The following is a 17,012-nucleotide window of genomic DNA, read 5'->3' as shown; positions in this document are numbered from 1 at the left end:
GCCGCGACAGCGGGCAGGGCATTGATATGACTGAGATTTTTTCACATGGTAACGAAATGGAACGTCGCCGATGTGAGCGGGTTCACGGCCGGTTAGGGAAAGACGCGTCTCGCCTGGCCGATCCGGATCGCGCATCGGCATGTCTGGCCCCCATCTTTCGTCACGCGGCCGCGCCCGGGGCCGGCGGCTAGACTGCGACGCTCGCCTCGCTGGAAATCCCACATGCTTCGTTCCGTGCTGCTCGCTTCGGCCCTGGCCTGCGCGTGCGCGACTTCCGCCGCCGCCGCGCCGGCGGCGTCCGCCACCGCCACGCCCGCCCGCAACGCCTCCGCGCAAGCCTTGTTCCGATTGTTCGACGCGCAATGGGAACGCGGCCTGCGCGAAAGCCCGGAAGGCGCCAGCTACAACGGCGACAAGCGCTTCAACGACCGCTGGACCGACCAGAGCCTGAGCGCGATCCAGGCGCGCGCCGAAGGCGATCGCAAGGCGCTCGCCGAGCTCAAGGCGATCGATCGCGGCCAGCTGTCGGTGGACGATCAGCTCAACTACGACGTATTCGCCTGGAACCTGGAAAAAGCCATCGAGCGGCAGAAGTACCGCGAATACCTGATGCCGCTGAGCCAGCAGGGCGGGGTGCAGACCCTGGACGGCGTGGTCGAGGCGCTGAGCTTCACCGAGGTCAAGGACTACCGTGACTGGCTCGCGCGCATGCGCGCGGTGCCGACAGTGATCGAACAGAACCAGGCGCTGCTGCGCGAGGGCGTCAAGGCCGGCCTCACTCCGCCGCGGGTGCTGATGCAGCGCGTGCCGGGCCAGATCGCCAAGCAGGTCGTGACCGATCCGGGCAAGAGCCCGTTCTACAAGCCCTTCGCCCGTTTCCCCGACGCCATCCCGGCGGCCGAGCGCAGCGCGCTGCAGGCCGAGGCCAAAAAGGTGATCAGCGAAACCCTGGTGCCCGCCTATCGCCGCTTCGGCGAGTTCTTCGACAAGGACTACCTGCCGAACACCCGCACCAGCATCGCCGCCGCCGATCTGCCCGATGGCAAGGCCTATTACGACTTCCTCGCCGCCGACTACACCACCACCGACCTGAGCGCCGATGCGATCCACCAGATCGGCCTGAAGGAAGTCGCGCGCATCCGCGCCGAGATGGAGAAGATCAAGAGCGAGGTCGGCTTCAAGGGCGACTTGCCGGCGTTCTTCCATTACCTGCGCACCGATCCGAAGTTCTTCCACAAGACCCCGGCCGAGCTGCTGGAGGCGTATCAGGCCACGGCCAAGCGGATCGATCCGGAACTGGTGAAGATCTCCAAGATCATCCCGCGCCAGCCCTACGGCGTGCGTCCGATCCCGGACAACATCGCGCCCGACACCACCACCGCCTATTACCTGGCCGGTGCCGTGGACGGCAGCCGCGCGGGGTTCTACTACGTCAATCTGTATAAGCCCGAGATGCGCCCGACCTGGGAAATGATTCCGCTGTCGCTGCATGAAGCGGTGCCGGGCCATCACTTCCAGTTCGCCCGCGGCCTGGAACTGCCCGACGCGCCGATGTTCCGCCGCACCGGCTACTTCGTCGCCTACGGCGAGGGCTGGGGCCTGTACGCCGAGCGCCTGGGCTACGACATGGGCCTGTACGACGATCCCTACGACCGCATGGGTCAGCTGTCCTACGACATGTGGCGGGCGGTGCGGCTGGTGGTCGACACCGGCATGCACGCCAAGGGCTGGAGCCGCGAGCAGGCGATCAAGTTCTTCACCGACAACGCGCCCAAGACCGAGCAGGACGTGGTTAACGAGATCGACCGCTACATCGGCACCCCGGGACAGGCGCTGGCGTACAAGATCGGCCAGCTCAAGATTTCCGAGCTGCGCGAGCGTTCGCGCCAAGCGCTGGGCAAAGACTTCGATGTGCGCGACTTCAACGATGAAGTGCTCTCGACCGGCTCGGTGCCGCTGAGCGTGCTGGAGAAGCATATCGATGCGTGGATTGCCGGTAAGAAGCGCACCTGATTATTTAATTCAATTACTTACGGCATATATTTAAGGTTTTACGCACACGGGCGCTGTGATCGGATCACGGCGCCCGCCGCGCGGCCGCAGGCCTGACGCGGACTTATGGCGAGGGCTGGGCAACGGGCCGGCCCGGCGTCCGTCCGGGCCTCGGGCCCGCATCCGCATCGCCGGCCCCGTTCGCCGCCCTGGCGTCGATTTGCACGTAAGCCCCTGTCCCTGCCATACTTTCCGGCTCCCACATGGCCTGCGGCCGTGTCGGGACCTTGCTCCACCGGACCCGATGCGGGTCTTGGGGGGCTGAATCGGGTCGCCCCCGGCGATCCCTCATCCACAAGGAATCACACCATGCGTCATTACGAAGTCGTGTTCCTGGTCCATCCGGACCAGAGCGAGCAGGTGCCGGCCATGATCGAGCGCTACAAGTCGCTGATCGAAGCCGGTGAAGGCAAGATCCACCGTCTCGAAGACTGGGGCCGCCGTCAGCTGGCTTACCCGATCTCGAACCTGGTCAAGGCTCACTACGTCCTGTTGAACATCGAAGTCACCCAGACCGTGCTCAACGAGCTGGTCGACGGTTTCCGTTTCAACGATGCCGTGCTGCGTCACCTGGTCATGAAGCGCGACGAAGCCGACACCGAACAGTCCCTGATCATGAAGTTCAAGGACGAGAAGGGCGACAAGCCCGAGCGTGGCGAACGCCGTCGTCGTGACGATGACAGCGACAACGCCGTCGGCACCGCCGACAGCGCCGAAGACAACGCCGAAGCCGCCTGAGGATTGCCCCCATGTCCAAGTTCTTCCGTCGCCGCAAGTTCTGCAAGTTCACCGCCGAGGGCGTCAAAGAGATCGATTACAAGGATCTCAACACCCTGCGCCAGTATCTGACCGAGACCGGCAAGATCGTGCCGAGCCGCGTCACCGGCACCAAGTCCAAGTACCAGCGTCAGCTGGCCACGGCGGTCAAGCGCGCTCGTTTCCTCGCGCTGATCCCGTACACGGACAACCACAACGCTTGAAGCAAGTAGTTCGTCCGCTCAGCGGACGAACTCTTCCTCCTCCTCTCCCGCTTGCGGGAGAGGGCAGGGGTGAGGGGCCACCAGATCGCAAAGTTCTGCATAGAACCCGCATCTGGCCTCCTCACCAACACAAATCCCGATTCCAGCTCTTCGGACAGCGAATCCCGCTGCGGACCTACAGGCCCGCTAACGAATACGGAGCAATCCCATGCAACTGATCCTCCTGCAGAAAGTCACCAACCTCGGCAACCTCGGCGACAAGGTCAACGTGAAGCCGGGCTACGGCCGCAACTTCCTGGTCCCGCAGGGCAAGGCCGTTCCGGCCACCGCCAGCAACCTGGCCGAGTTCGAAACCCGTCGCGCTGAGTACGAAGCCAAGGCCAAGTCGCAGCTCGAAGGCGCCGAAGGCCGCAAGGCCAAGCTGGAAGGCGCCACGGTGACTGTCCACGCCAACGCCGCGACCGAAGGCAAGCTGTACGGTTCGGTGACCCCGCGCGATATCGCCGAGGCGCTGACCAAGGCCGGCTACCCGGTCAACAAGTCGGAAGTGATCATGGGCGAAGGCCCGATCCGCCGCACCGGCGAGTACGACGTGCTGATCCACCTGCACGCCGACGTCGAAATCACCGTCAAGGTCACGGTCGCCGGCGAAGTCGCCTGATCCGAGCCTGACGCGGTACGAACGAGGGCGCCGCGAGGCGCCCTTCGTTTTTTTGCGACGGCGGATTCGCAGCGCCGCGGTTGCTGGGTGGAGCGTGAGGGGCCCGTGCTTTCGCCGTCGTTCGCAGAGAGTCGGCGCAGATCGCTCGATCTCATCGCTTGCGACGACAGTGTGCGATAGAAGCACAGCTTATCCCGCTCTTATCCACAACCTTATCTGCAACCAGAACGGCGCTTTCGCATCTACTATCGAAATCCGGTTCCGATTCGCCATCGTGCGGCGCTCGCCCTGAGCCCGCTCGGAAGATCGGCCGGCACGCCAATGACCAGTTCCGGGCCCTTGCGGGCTCGATCGGCCGCGTTGCGGCCGAAACGACGAGGATCGTCTCCCCGATGAGCGCACGTGCCGGCGGATTCCGTGGCGAAAAACGTTTCGAGACCCGCGCCGAACAGCGCATCGACCAACTGCGCGTCCCGCCGCAGTCGGTGGAGGCCGAGCAGGCCGTGCTCGGCGGCCTCATGCTCGCGCCCGACGCCTACGACCGCGTCGCCGACCAGATCGTGGAAGAAGACTTCTATCGCCGCGATCACCAGCTGATCTACCGCGCGATCCGCGAGCTGGCGGAAAAGAGCCGCCCGTTCGACGCGGTGACCCTGGGCGAATGGTTCGAATCGCAAGGCCTGACCGAACAGGTCGCCGGCGGCGCCTACCTGATCGAACTGGCCACGACCACGCCGTCGGCGGCCAACATCACCGCTTACGCCGAGATCGTTCGCGACAAGGCGGTGATGCGCAAGCTGATCGAGGTCGGCACCGAGATCGTCAACGACGGTTTTCAACCCGATGGCCGCGACAGCGGCGAGATCCTGGCCAAGGCCGAGCAGCAGGTGTTCGCGATCGCCGAAGCCGGCGCCCGCGGCCGCACCGACTTCACCCCGGTCACCAAGGCGCTGTCGGAAGCCTTCGACGTGCTGCAGACCCGCTACGCCAACGGCGGCTCGGTCACCGGCATCCCGACCGGCTACACCGAATTCGACGAAATGACGGCCGGTCTGCAGAACACCGACCTGCTGATCCTCGCCGCGCGTCCGGCGATGGGCAAGACCGCCTTCGCCCTCAACATCGCCGAGCACGCCGCGTTCCGCACCAAGAAAGCGGTGGCGGTGTTCTCGATGGAAATGTCCGCCAGCCAGCTGGCGCTGCGACTGATCTCCTCGGTCGGCCGCGTCAACGCCCAGCGCCTGCGTTCGGGCCAGCTCGAAGACGAAGATTGGGCGCGCGTCACCGGCGCGATCCGCCAGCTGCGCGAGGTCAAGATCTTCATCGACGACACCCCGGGCCTGTCGCCGGAAGTGCTGCGCGCCAAGTCGCGCCGCCTCAAGCGCGAGCACGACCTGGGCCTGATCGTCATCGACTACCTGCAGCTGATGTCGGTGCCGGGCAACAACGAAAACCGCGCCACGGAAATTTCCGAAATCTCGCGTTCGCTCAAGCATCTGGCGAAGGAACTCAACCTGCCGGTGATCGCGCTGTCGCAGCTCAACCGCTCGCTGGAACAGCGCGCCGACAAGCGCCCGGTGATGGCGGACTTGCGCGAATCGGGCGCTATCGAGCAGGACGCGGACGTGATCGTCTTCATTTACCGAGACGATTACTACAACAAGGAAACCTCGCCGGACAAAGGCCTGGCCGAGGTCATCATCGGCAAGCAGCGTTCCGGCCCGACCGGCTCGCTCAAGCTCAAGTTCTTCGGCGAGTACACCCGCTTCGACAACCTGGCCCACGATTCGGTCGGTTCCTTCGAGTAAGTCCGCATCCGCCCACGCCGCCCCGCATCGGCCGGGCGGCGGCTGGGGCAGGGCATTGCCGCATTCGCCGGCGCGCCTGCCCACCGATCCAAACCTCCCGCATCCAAACCGCCGCCGGTCGGGCCAAGGCCCGCCGCCGTGGCCGGCAGTTGCCGTGTGCAAGGCCGGAACGGTAGCCTTGCCGGTGTTGCTCCAGTTCGTCTGAACTCACACAGGAAGTGTCATGGTCGATTCCCGATTCCGTGCGGGCGCCCGCGCCGCCGCCGTGCTGCTGGCCGCGACCGCGGCTTTGGCCGCGTGCAAGGCGCCCCCGGCACCGGCCGCGCCGAGCGCCGCCGCACCCGCGGCGCCCGCCGCCGCGACGCCTGCGCCGGCCGCCACCGTTTCCCAGCAAGGACAGCCCGACATGTCGTCTCTGCAAGATGCGTTGAAGAAGGACATGGCCTACGCCGATCTGCGCAAGCTCGCCCTGGACGGCGGCTGGCAGCCGGTCGTGGACCCGCAGTGCCGGACCCAGGTGGTCGGCCACGACGAACAGACCTGCAAGGAAAACCCGGACCTGGCGATCTGCCGGGCCTGCACCGACATCCCCGAGCTGAGCGCCTACAGCGGCGACGGCTACGCCACCACCCGCTTCAGCCACGATGCGCAGCGCCTGGAAGTCACCAGCTACGGCATGATCGAAGACTGGAACGTGGCCGGCGCGGACTCGCGCCTGCGTGTGACCGAATGGAGTTTCAGCAAATAACACCGGGCCGGCCGCGCTGAGCGGTCGCCGGATCGGGCCCGGGCCCGGCGCGCGATCGCGCGCCGCCCGCCGGATCAGACTCACATCAAGATGTTTCCACCCAGACGTTTCCACCAGACGTTACAGAGGAACCCAGCAAACGCCTGCCAGTGAACCCCGGCAGGTCGCGGTGCAGTCAGGGCCGCAAGCGGCACGGATTAGCAAGGATCCGTGCCGCGAAGTGCAAGTCGGACACCCGTCCCGCTTGCCATGGCCGGAGCTGATTCAGGACGAAACTCTCCGGATACGCCATCCAACCACTTGTCGGTAAACGGAGATTTCCAACATGAGCAATCCACTGAGCGAGCTCCTGGAGCGCGGCGAAGGCGGCTATGGTTCCTATAACCGCGGCCGCGCCGGCGATGCCAACGGACGCACCATCGATTTCTCGCAGATGACCCTGGGCGAACTGCAGCGTCGCCAGCATCTGCCCGCGGGCAATCCCGACCGCCTGTTCGCGGTCGGCAAATACCAGATCATTCCCGGCACTATGGACCTGGCCGTGGCCAGCCTGCGTCTGGACCCGAACCAGCGCGTCACCCCCGAGCTGCAGGAGCGGATCTTTTCCGACTACCTGATCTCGCGTAAGCAGCCCGGCATCCGCGACTACATCACCGGCCAGCCCGGCGCGAGTTTGCATCGCGCCCAGGACCAGCTGGCCGGCGAATGGGCCAGCGTGGCCGATCCCGACACCGGCCGCAGCCGCTACGGCGGCGTCGGCGGCAATGCCGCCTCGATCTCGGCGCCCGACGCCGGCCGCGCCCTGCAGCAGATGCGCACCAACTATCAGGAAGCGATCGGCCGCGGCCAGACGCCGGAACAGGCCTGGCGCACGGTCACCGACGCCGGCCCGACCCGCACTCAGACCCAGACCCCGGCCAATCCGCTGGCCGACGGCGCCCTGAGCCGCAACGAGAGCGGCGAACCGGTGCGCCAGCTGCAGCGCAACTTGAACCAGCTCGGCTTCAAGGACGAGCGTGGACAGGCGCTGGAAACCACCTCCGGCGTCTACGGCGCACACACCGCGGCCTCGGTGCGCAGCTTCCAGCACGCCAACCATCTGCCGGAAACCGGCGTGGCCGATCGCGCCACTCTGGCGGCGGTGCAGACGCAACTGCAATTGCCCGAAGCCAGCCGCAACCATCCGGCCCCGGCGACGCCGCAGCCGCAGGGCACCGGCCATTGGCCGGCGCCGGGCAACACCACCATCAACCATGCCGACAAGCCGGGCGAAGGGCAGGGCGAATTCGGCACCTCGCGCGGCGGCGGCGCGCGCACCCACAAGGGCGTGGACATCGTCGGCCGCGAAGGTGACCCGATCCAGGCCTACAGCGGCGGCACCGTGCACGTGAAGCCCAACAACGGCGCCGCCGGCAACATGGTCAGCATCGATCACGGCAACGGCGTCACCACGGTCTACATGCACATGCGCGACATCAACGTGCGCGACGGCCAGCATGTCGAGCCCGGCCAGCAGATCGGCACCATGGGCCGCACCGGCAACACGCCGCGCCAGGGCGATACCCATCTGCACTTCGAGTATCGCGTCAACGGCGTCGCGGTCGATCCAATGCAGCACCTGACCGTGCCCGGCCGCGGCCAGACCACGCCGACCGCTCCGACGGCTCCGACCACCCCGGCACCGACGCCGGCCACCCGCGACGCGATGGCCGACGGCGTGCTGCGCCAGGGCGAACGCGGCGCCGACGTGCGCGGTCTGCAGCAGTCCTTGAACCAGCTCGGCGTGCGCGACGAGCGCGGCCAGCCGCTGGAAACGCGTTCGGGCATCTATGGCGAGCACACCGCCGGCGCGGTGCGCAATTTCCAGAGCGCGCACAATCTGGAGCCGACCGGCATCGCCGATCAGCGCACGCTGGACGCGATCGGCCGGCAACTGCCGCAGGGCCGGGTGACCGCCACCGCCGAGGTCAACGCACCGACCGCGCCGGCCGCAACGCCGACGCCGGCCGCGCCGCAGAACACGGCACCGGCGGCACCGTCGCCGACGCCGAATACGCCGCCGGCTCCGCGCGACGCCGCGGCGCCGACCGCACCGGCCGCGCCGTCGCCGAACACGCCGCCGGCCCCGCGCGAAGCCGCCCCCGGTCCGCTGATCACCGACGCCTCGCATCCCAACCATGCGCTGTACACCGCCATCGGCCGGCAGATGCCCGGCGCGCGTCCGGAAGCCGTCGCCAACGTCACCTTGCAGGCGATGGAGAACGGCATGACCCGCCCGGAGCAGATCGGCACCGTGTGGAAGAACGGCAGCGACGTGCTGGTGCAAGGGTCGACCCCGGGCTTCCACGTGCGCGTGGACACCCAGGCGCCGACCCCGCCGATGCAGCAGATGAGCGACCACATGGCCAAGCAGAGCCAGCAGCAGGACCTGGAGCAGCAACAGCGCCAGCAGTTGGCGGCTCCGGGGCGTTGATGGTTTGGCTCGGGTGAGCCAGGCGATGATCGGATGAGTCCGGCGATTGCCGGGCTTCGCAGTTGGCTCTCGGCTGGCTGTTGATCGATCCGCATGTGCACGAGACAACCGGCCCCGCTTCGGCGGGGCCGCGTTGTTGTGGGGCCCGGTATCGCTCGTGTAGCGGCCTGCTCAAAGTTTCTGCTTCGGGCGGCGTTTTTTTTGCTCGTCATTCCAGCGAAGACAGGCGCCGTTTTAACTTCGGCGGAGCCGAACATCCAAAGACTTCAGGGCCATCCTTCCAGGCCGTCATTCCCGCGAAGGCGGGAATCCAGAGACTTCAGCGCGATCCTTTCAGATCGTCATTCCCGCGAAGGCGGGCTCTGCTCTACTTCGGCGAAGCCGAACATCCAGAGCCTTCAGCGTCATCCTTCCAGTCCGTCATTCCCGCGAACGCGGGAATCCAGTGACTTCAAGCGTTCTCGCACGAAAGGCCCTGGATTCCCGCGTTCGCGGGAATGACGAGCAAAAGCAGAAACTTTGAACCGGTTCTAACGCACCGATACGCGCCAGCCACACTGCGATCTCGCGCACCATTTGCGCAAAATCGGCATGCCCCCGATCGCGGTACGATGCTCCTCGCCGCCAACCCCCGCCATGCAGTCGTGAGGACCCCCGTGAGCAATCCGCTGAGCGCACTGATCGAACGCGGCTCGGGCGGATACGGCGCCTTCAACCGCGGCCGCAGCGGCGACTCGCAGGGCCAGCGCATCGACTTCTCGCGCCTGACCTTGCGCCAGGTGCAGAACCTGCAGCATCTGCCGCGCAACGATCCCGACCGCCTGTTCGCGATCGGCAAATACCAGCTGATTCCCTCCAGCGTCGATCTCGCCGTGCGCGCGCTCAAGCTCGATCCCGCGCAAGCCTTCGATCCGCAATTGCAGGAGCGGATCTTTTCCGAGTACCTGATCGTGCGCAAACGCGCGTCCGTGCACGCCTACATCGCCGGCCGCGACGGCGCGACCGTGCAACAGGCGCTGGCGCAGCTCGCCGCCGAGTGGGCTTACCTGGGCGGCACGCCGGCCGATGCGTCCGCGATCGCGATCCCCGCCGACGAAGTCGCGCAGGCGCTGGAGCAGATGCGCGCGCAATACGCGGAGGCGATCGGGCGCGGGCTCGCCGGCAAGCAGGCGTGGGCCCTGGTGACTTCGGTGGACGACGAATGACGCGGTGAGGCTGCGGCTTGCGCGCAAGCCGAAATGCCTCCGCTCCGCACAAACGAAAAGCCCCGCTGCGACGCGGGGCTTTTCGTTAGCGAGCCGATGATGCGCAGCGCAGTGCCGCCTGCCGGGATCAACCGGTCCGGATACCGCTCAAGTGCAAGGACCTTCCCAAGCCAGCCGCCGTTCGGCGCCGCCCGCATCCTTGATCACGAAGCACTGCTCGGCGTCGGACTGGGCGAAGCTCGGCAGCTTCGGGCAATCGATCATCTTCGCCGTGTCGTACAGCGAGGCCGCCTGGCTGGTGATCGGCTCGACCGCGCCGGAGGCATCGGTAGCGAAGGCGCCGCGCTGCCACTTGTCGTCCACCCGGAACTGCAGTCGCTGCCCGTCCAGGCCGATCAGGTCCGAGCCCATCGGCTTGCCCCAACGGGTCAGTTCCTGGCCCTTGGCATCGAACTCGACCACCGAGTCGGGCAGCAGCCACGGGTCCGACAGCGGAATCGAGTCGACCTTGACGATCGGGTAGCGGCCGCAGCCGTCCTCGCCCCAATCGACGATGCGCGGGTCTTTCGACTCTTCGCTCTTGGCCGCGAAAGAGAACTGGTAAACCGCCTTGGGCGCGGGCGCCGCGGCAGGCGCGGGTTGCGCGGCCGGCGCCGTATTCGCGGCGGGCGCGGGCGTCGCCGCCGGCGCGGCGGTGTCGGAGGGCGCGCCGGCCTTGCAGGCGGCGAGCACGAGGCAGAGCGTCATGGCCGGGATCGAGCGATTCATTCGCGGGAACTCCTTGAGGCGGCGCGGTGGTCGTGTGAGCGGTCGGGCAGGGCGGCGGCATCGCAAGCGCGGCCTGCCGATGCGGCGAATCATAGGTCAGTTTCGCCGCATCACGAACGGGCCCGGCCGTCGCCGCGACGCTCGCGCGCGAGGCCTGCAGGCCCCGCTCGGTAGCCCAAGAAGCCGCCGCGAGCGATTGTTGACCTCGCGCACGCTATGAAGTTTTGTTGCCTGCAACCGGTTTCTTGAATGCGCCCGTTCAGCCAGTTCGGGCTAGCCTGCGTCCGCGGTGCACGGATTCGTCCACGGATTGACGCGTTGATGACGAGTCGCGGCGCATCGTAGCCATTGCCCCCCAACTCCATCGGTGAGTTATATGAATTCCAATATCAAGACCATGATCGCCGCCGTACTGATGTCCTGCGTCATGGTGACCGGCGCCGCGGGCGCTCAGTCCAAGTCGTCCAAGAAGACTCCGCATTGCTACAACGTCGAAGTGCAGCGTCCGAAGCAGATCAAGGACCAGCACAAGATCGCCGGCACGGCGATCGGCGCGGTGGCCGGCGGCTTGCTGGGCAACCAGGTCGGCGGCGGCAACGGCAAGAAGCTCGCGACCGCGGCCGGTGCCGTGGGCGGCGCGTTCGCCGGCCGTAAGATCCAGGAACACCAGCAGAACAAGACCGAGACCGTGATCGAGCGCCGCTGCGACTGATCCGCGGCTTCCGGCCGCAAGGTCCGGAGGCAAACAAGAAACCGCGCGTGGTTCTCCACGCGCGGTTTTTTTATGGAACGGCCTTCGGGCCCGATGCCTTATCCCGGTTCTTTCGCGACGCATTCGTGCTGCTGATCTTCCGCCGCATCGACGGCAAGTTGTATCTGGCCGCGTTTACCCGCGAATTCCAGGCCGTCGTCGAACCGCTCTATCAGCAGCAATGGTTCTGATTCCGGCGCGTCGCGCGGTTTGCACGGCGTGCCGCCTAGTCCCGACTTCACATTGGGCTCATAGGCCGGGCAGGGGCCTTCGTTAGACTAGGCGGCATGGCACGACCGACTTGCGCAAACATCCACACCGACGCGCTGCGTCATAACCTCGCCCAGGCCCGGGCGCTTGCTCCGCACAGCCGGGTGATGGCCGTGGTCAAGGCCGACGGCTACGGCCACGGGCTCGAACGCGTCGCGCGCGCGCTCGAAGGCGCCGATGCGTTCGGCGTGGCCGCGCTGTCGGACGCCGACCGCCTGCGCGCGGCCGGGTTGTCGCAACCCATCGTGCTGTTGTCCGGCTTCGACGAAGCCGACGATCTGCCGCAACTGCGCCGCCTCGGCGTGGAGACGGTGGTCCATCACATCAGCCAGATCGAAATGCTGGAGCAGGCCGCGCCGGGCGATCCGATCCGCTGCTGGCTCAAGGTCGACAGCGGCATGCACCGGCTCGGCTTCGCCCCCGAGCAGGTGCGCGAGGCCTATGCGCGCCTGAGCGAAGCGGCCAGCGTCGCCGACGGCATCGTGCTGATGAATCATTTCGCCAGCTCAGACGAGTTCGACGGCAACTCGCCCGGCAGCCGCCAGACCCGCGAACAGTTAGCCGCCTTCGCCGCCGCCACCGAAGGGCTGCGCGGGGTGCGCTCGCTGTCCAATTCCGCCGCCGTGCTCGGCTGGCCCGAAGCCCACGCCGACTGGATTCGTCCCGGCGGCCTGCTGTACGGCATCAGCGCGGTGGAAGGCCGCACCGGCGCCGACTTCGGCCTGCGCCCGGCGATGACGCTGTCCACGCGCCTGATCGCGGTCAACCGTGTGCGCAAGGGCGAACGCATCGGCTACGCCGCGACCTGGCAAGCGCCGCAGGACATGCTGATCGGCGTGGCCGCGATCGGCTACGGCGACGGCTACCCGCGCGCCGCGCCTTCGGGCACGCCGGTGCGCGTGGCCGGCCACGACACCCAGGTCATCGGCCGGGTGTCGATGGATCTGATGACCATCGACCTGCGCGGCGTGCCCGCGGCCAAGGTCGGCGATCCGGTCGAATTGTGGGGGCCGGAGCTGCCGGTCGAACGCATCGCGCAGATCAGCGGCACGATCGGTTACGAGCTGACTTGCTCGATCACTCGCCGGGTGCGTTTCGTCGAAGCCTGAGCGTCGGCGGCGTTCGGCGCGGCGCATTCGCGGCGCCGTGAACTGCATCGGGAAAATCGTCCGCCGATAGCGGCCCTTGCTCTTGCAAGCACTCTTCTTGTGCCTGGCGGTTCAGCTGGGTCAGGAAAATTGTGCGGGCGGGGTAGGGAGACGCCGCTTTGGGACCGTTAGCAATGAGATCGGGCAACGCCCGATGGCGGCTCCGACCGGAGTCCGGCCGATCATTGCATTCGGGGTTTCGATGAAGCAGAGCAAGTTGATGTGCGCGCTGGGACTGGGTCTGGCGACCATGATCGCGTCGGCCGCGAGCGCGGCCCAGGAAGGCCCCAACCCGAACCGCGTCTGGGTCAAGTTCAAGTCCGCCAACGCCGCCGGCTCGGCATCCGCGCGCAGCGCGCTGGCCACGCCCAACCTCGGTCAACGCATCCAGGCCCTGCGCAGCAAGCTCGGCGCGGCCAAGGCCGGCGAGGCGGTACTCAACTACCAGTTCGACCGCATCAACGCCGCGGTGATGACCCTGGCCTCGCCCGAGGCTGTGAAGGCGCTGCGCGCCAACCCCGAGGTTGAATCGGTCGAGATCGACCAGCCGCGCTACCTGCAGGCGCAGAGCGTGCCCTACGGCATCGACCAGGTGCAGGCGCGCGATGCCTGGGACGCCAACCGCGACGGCGTCATCGACACCGGCGCCGCCACCGGCGCGGGCATCAAGGTCTGCATCATCGACTCGGGCCTCAACAAGAACCACGAAGAGTTCGCCGGCCTGACCATCACCGGTTATCCGACCGGCTGGGACACCGACACCTGCGGGCACGGCACCCACGTCGCCGGCACCATCGCCGCGGCCAACAACAGCGCCGGCGTGGTCGGCGTGAGCCCGGGCAAGGTGTCGCTGCACATCGTGAAGATCTTCGGCAGCAACGGCTATAACGGCAGCGGCCATGGCCAGTGCTCGTGGACGTATTCTTCGACCCTGGCCGATGCCGCGCAGCGCTGCCAGGCCGCCGGCGCCAAGGTCATCAACATGAGCCTGGGCGGCCCCACCGCCAGCACCGCCGAACGCACCGCGTTCCAGACCGTGGCCGACGCCGGCGTGCTCAGCATCGCCGCGGCCGGCAACGACGGCAACAACACCCAGAGCTATCCGGCCGGTTACACCAGCGTGGTCTCGGTGGCGGCGGTGAACTCGGCCAACGTCAAGGCCGACTTCTCCCAGTTCACGCCCAAGGTCGAACTGGCCGCGCCGGGCGTGGACGTGCAGAGCACCTATCCGCTCAAGAACGATCCGCTGACCGTCGGCACCTCCAGCTTCGCCGCGACCCCGGTCGCCGGTTCCAAGCAGACCACCGCCAGCGCCGGCTGGGTCAACGGCGGCCTGTGCCAGACCTCCTCCAGCACCTGGCGCAACAAGATCGTGGTCTGCCAGCGCGGCACCAACACCTTCCTGGACAAGATCACCAAGGCCAAGAGCGGCCGCGCCACCGGCGTTGTGATCTACAACAACGTGGACGGCGCCTTGAACATCGGCCTGTACACCGGCACCGCGCCGAACCTGACCCCGACCACCTCGACCCTGCCGGCGGTGGGCATCAGCAAGGCCGACGGCGAATACCTCGTCGCCAATCTGGCCGGCCAGACCGCGACCGTGGATGCCGCCCCGTCGGTGGCCAACAACGCCTACGAGACCATGAGCGGCACTTCGATGGCGACCCCGCACGTGTCCGGCTCGGCCGCCGTGGTGTGGAGCGCCAAGCCCACCGCGACCGCACAGCAGGTGCGCGACGCGCTCGACGCCACCGCGCTGGACATCGACGCGGCCGGCCGCGACGACAACACCGGCTGGGGTCTGGTGCAGATTCCGGCGGCGATCGCCGAGTTGCAAGCGCAGTAAACGCACAGGTCGGTTCGAACCGGCAAACGGGGGCCTTCGCGGCCCCCGTTTTTTTGTTTCGCAGCGGCCCGGACCGGCGCGCGTGCGCACGCGTCCGCACCGGCGCGGACGCAGGCGATGGCGCCGGGTTTTCGTGCGGTCGATCCGGCGGATGCATCCGGAAAATTTCGCGGCGGCCATAAATTACGCGCCCTAGTTGGCTTGCTGTTTGCTGTCGAATTCATCATCAGTCCGCATCACGTCGCTCGGGTACGCAAGTTCCGTGCATTCCGTGAGTTAGGACAAGTCTGAAAAGCCAGCGCCGCCATAGGGGACGCGGGCCGTGCCGTCGTTTTCGTCCTTGACCCGGTCGCCATCCGTCAACGGATAGGTATCGGCCGGGCTCAACCTGCTTCACAAAGCTCAGGGGACGACACGATGAAGCAGACCAAGCTGGCAGGTGCGATGTGTGTGGCGCTGGCCACGATGTGTATCGCGAGTGCGACTCAGGCCGAAACCGCTACCGGCACGAAGCGGGTATGGGTCCAGTTCAAGGAAACGCCGACCTCGGTGCCCAAGCTGTCCACGGACCCCAAGGCGCTGCTGGATCAGATCGCCGCACTCGTGGGCCAGGCGCACGAACGCATGAACGCCAACGTGCGCGGCGTGAATGCGCGGCTGGCCCAGCGCAAGTTCGGCCAGGCCAGGCAGCACTATCTGTTCGAAGGACTCAACAAGGCGGTGTTGACCCTGCCGTCGGCCGCGGCGCTGGAGGACCTGCGCAAGGATCCTTCCGTGGAGTCGGTCGAGATCGATCCGGAGCGCTATCTGCTGGCACAGGACACTCCGTGGGGCGTCAATCACATCCAGGCCAGCGCGACCTGGGATGCCGACGGCGACGGCGTGATCGACGCCGGCGCGCCGACCGGCGAGGGCATCAAGGTGTGCGTGATCGATTCGGGCCTGAAGCGCTCGCATGAAGATCTGGCCGGGGTCACGATCACCGGCATCAACAATCCCAACGCCACCGAGGGCTGGGATGCCGACACTTGCGGCCACGGCACTCACGTTGCCGGCACCATTGCTGCGGCCAACAACGACATCGGCGTGGTCGGTGTGAGCCCGGGCAAGGTGTCGCTGCATATCGTCAAGCGGTTCGCCGGCGTCGACTGCAAGCAGGCTACTTACGCTTCGGACACCGTCGCCGGGATCAAGCAGTGCGAGGCCGCCGGGGCCAAGGTCGTCAATATGAGCCTGGGCGGGACGATATCCTCGAGCACCGAGAAGAAGGAATTGCAGGCGGCGGCCGATCGCGGCGTGCTGGTGGTCGCGGCGGCCGGCAACTGGGCCTTGACGGGAGCGCCCAGCCTGTTCGGCACCACCCCGCCGAACCCGCTGGGGTATCCCGCGTCCTATCCGAGCGTGTTGTCGGTGGCGTCGGTCGACTCCGGCAACCAGCGCGACCCGAACTCCGAGTTCAACAGCGAGATCGACCTGGCCGCGCCGGGCGTGGGCGTGCGCAGCCTGGGTCTGGCCACGGGCGACCCGCTGCTGGTCGGCAACTCCAGCATGCCGGCCGACGTCTTCAATGGTTCGGCCGGTTCCAGCGCCAGCGCCGGCTGGGTCGACGGCGGCCTGTGCAAGGCGTCGTCGGCGACGTTCAAGAACAAGGTCGTGCTGTGCCAGCGCGGCGAGATCAATTTCGGCGTCAAGGCCAGCAACGCGAAATCGGGCGGCGCACTCGGCGTGGTGATCTACAACAATGCCGACGGCCCGCTCAAGGCCGGACTGTTCAACGCCAGCGGGACGGCGATCACCCTGACCATTCCGGTGGTCGGCATCAGCAAGGCCGATGGTGAAGCCATCCTGGCCGGCATGGTGGGACAGGTCGCCACGGTCAGCGGCAAGCAGATCGCCAACGACAGCTCGTATGCGTACATGACCGGCACCTCGATGGCCTCGCCGCATGTCGCCGGCGCGGCTGCGGTGGTGTGGAGCGCACGCCCGAGCGCGACGGCGCAGCAGGTTCGCAATGCCTTGCTGACCACGGCGAAGGACATCGACGTTGCCGGCCGCGACAACAACACCGGTTGGGGCCTGGTCCAGATCAAGGCCGCGGTCGAGGAGCTCAAGCGCGCGCCGTAATCGGTCCGGAGCGATCCGAATCCGGGGGTCGGCAAGGGCCGGCCCCTGCTGGACTACCGTTGAGCCGCGATCGCCGCTTCCCCCGGGAAGCGGCGATTGCGCTTCCAGGCCGGGCACCCCGGCCCGGATCGCGCATGCCGCTGCCGTCGACGCCGGTGGCGACGGCATACTGAGT

Annotated in this window: 13 protein-coding genes; 12 read left to right on the top strand and 1 reads right to left on the bottom strand. The window is 67.1% G+C overall.

Features of this window, described 5'->3' with window-relative positions; genetic code table 11:
* Positions 1-222: 222 nt before the first annotated feature.
* From AB4Y92_RS09775 to AB4Y92_RS09740, 8 genes are all read left to right on the top strand, one after another.
* Positions 223-2,013: a DUF885 domain-containing protein gene (locus tag AB4Y92_RS09775; RefSeq protein WP_441819455.1), complete on the top strand. Its 1,791-nt coding sequence runs from the start codon at positions 223-225 to the stop codon at positions 2,011-2,013.
* Positions 2,014-2,361: 348 nt separating this feature from the next.
* A complete protein-coding gene (gene rpsF / locus AB4Y92_RS09770) occupies positions 2,362-2,790 on the top strand; it encodes a 30S ribosomal protein S6 (protein WP_441819454.1) in 429 nt (142 codons plus the stop codon).
* 11 nt (positions 2,791-2,801) lie between these two features.
* Positions 2,802-3,032, top strand: coding sequence for a 30S ribosomal protein S18 (gene rpsR / locus AB4Y92_RS09765; RefSeq protein ID WP_031372470.1), 231 nt, complete (start codon positions 2,802-2,804; stop codon positions 3,030-3,032).
* A gap of 208 nt (positions 3,033-3,240) precedes the next feature.
* On the top strand, positions 3,241-3,693 hold the full coding sequence (gene rplI, locus AB4Y92_RS09760) for a 50S ribosomal protein L9 (protein ID WP_057943042.1): 453 nt from the start codon (positions 3,241-3,243) through the stop codon (positions 3,691-3,693).
* 392 nt (positions 3,694-4,085) lie between these two features.
* Entirely contained in the window at positions 4,086-5,501 is a 1,416-nt protein-coding gene (locus AB4Y92_RS09755) for a replicative DNA helicase (protein ID WP_215058513.1), read from the top strand.
* A 223-nt stretch (positions 5,502-5,724) separates the two neighbouring features.
* A complete protein-coding gene (locus AB4Y92_RS09750) occupies positions 5,725-6,249 on the top strand; it encodes a hypothetical protein (RefSeq protein WP_441819453.1) in 525 nt (174 codons plus the stop codon).
* 325 nt (positions 6,250-6,574) lie between these two features.
* Positions 6,575-8,722: a peptidoglycan-binding protein gene (locus tag AB4Y92_RS09745; protein ID WP_441819452.1), complete on the top strand. Its 2,148-nt coding sequence runs from the start codon at positions 6,575-6,577 to the stop codon at positions 8,720-8,722.
* A gap of 656 nt (positions 8,723-9,378) precedes the next feature.
* Entirely contained in the window at positions 9,379-9,927 is a 549-nt protein-coding gene (locus AB4Y92_RS09740; RefSeq protein ID WP_441819451.1) for a hypothetical protein, read from the top strand.
* Between the two features lie 147 nt (positions 9,928-10,074).
* Here the strand turns inward: AB4Y92_RS09740 and AB4Y92_RS09735 are convergent, their stop codons facing one another.
* On the bottom strand, positions 10,075-10,695 hold the full coding sequence (locus AB4Y92_RS09735; RefSeq protein ID WP_441819450.1) for a hypothetical protein: 621 nt from the start codon (positions 10,693-10,695) through the stop codon (positions 10,075-10,077).
* Between the two features lie 376 nt (positions 10,696-11,071).
* Between AB4Y92_RS09735 and AB4Y92_RS09730 the strand changes: the two genes are divergently transcribed.
* The 4 genes from AB4Y92_RS09730 to AB4Y92_RS09715 all read left to right on the top strand — a co-directional run bounded on the left by AB4Y92_RS09730 (position 11,072) and on the right by AB4Y92_RS09715 (position 16,837).
* The gene (locus tag AB4Y92_RS09730) at positions 11,072-11,407 is read left to right on the top strand and encodes a glycine zipper 2TM domain-containing protein (RefSeq protein WP_148648876.1); all 336 of its coding nucleotides are present in this window, start codon (positions 11,072-11,074) and stop codon (positions 11,405-11,407) included.
* Between the two features lie 326 nt (positions 11,408-11,733).
* Entirely contained in the window at positions 11,734-12,825 is a 1,092-nt protein-coding gene (gene alr, locus AB4Y92_RS09725) for an alanine racemase (protein ID WP_386789044.1), read from the top strand.
* 241 nt (positions 12,826-13,066) lie between these two features.
* Positions 13,067-14,713, top strand: coding sequence for a S8 family serine peptidase (locus tag AB4Y92_RS09720; RefSeq protein ID WP_441819449.1), 1,647 nt, complete (start codon positions 13,067-13,069; stop codon positions 14,711-14,713).
* A gap of 417 nt (positions 14,714-15,130) precedes the next feature.
* The gene (locus AB4Y92_RS09715; RefSeq protein WP_441819448.1) at positions 15,131-16,837 is read left to right on the top strand and encodes a S8 family serine peptidase; all 1,707 of its coding nucleotides are present in this window, start codon (positions 15,131-15,133) and stop codon (positions 16,835-16,837) included.
* Positions 16,838-17,012 lie beyond the last annotated feature (175 nt).

Source organism: Lysobacter sp. TAB13 (assembly GCF_052113885.1).
Taxonomy (GTDB): Bacteria; Pseudomonadota; Gammaproteobacteria; order Xanthomonadales; family Xanthomonadaceae; genus Lysobacter; species Lysobacter gummosus.
Note: the sequence above shows the minus strand (reverse complement) of the source record. Positions and strands in the feature narration are given on the sequence as shown.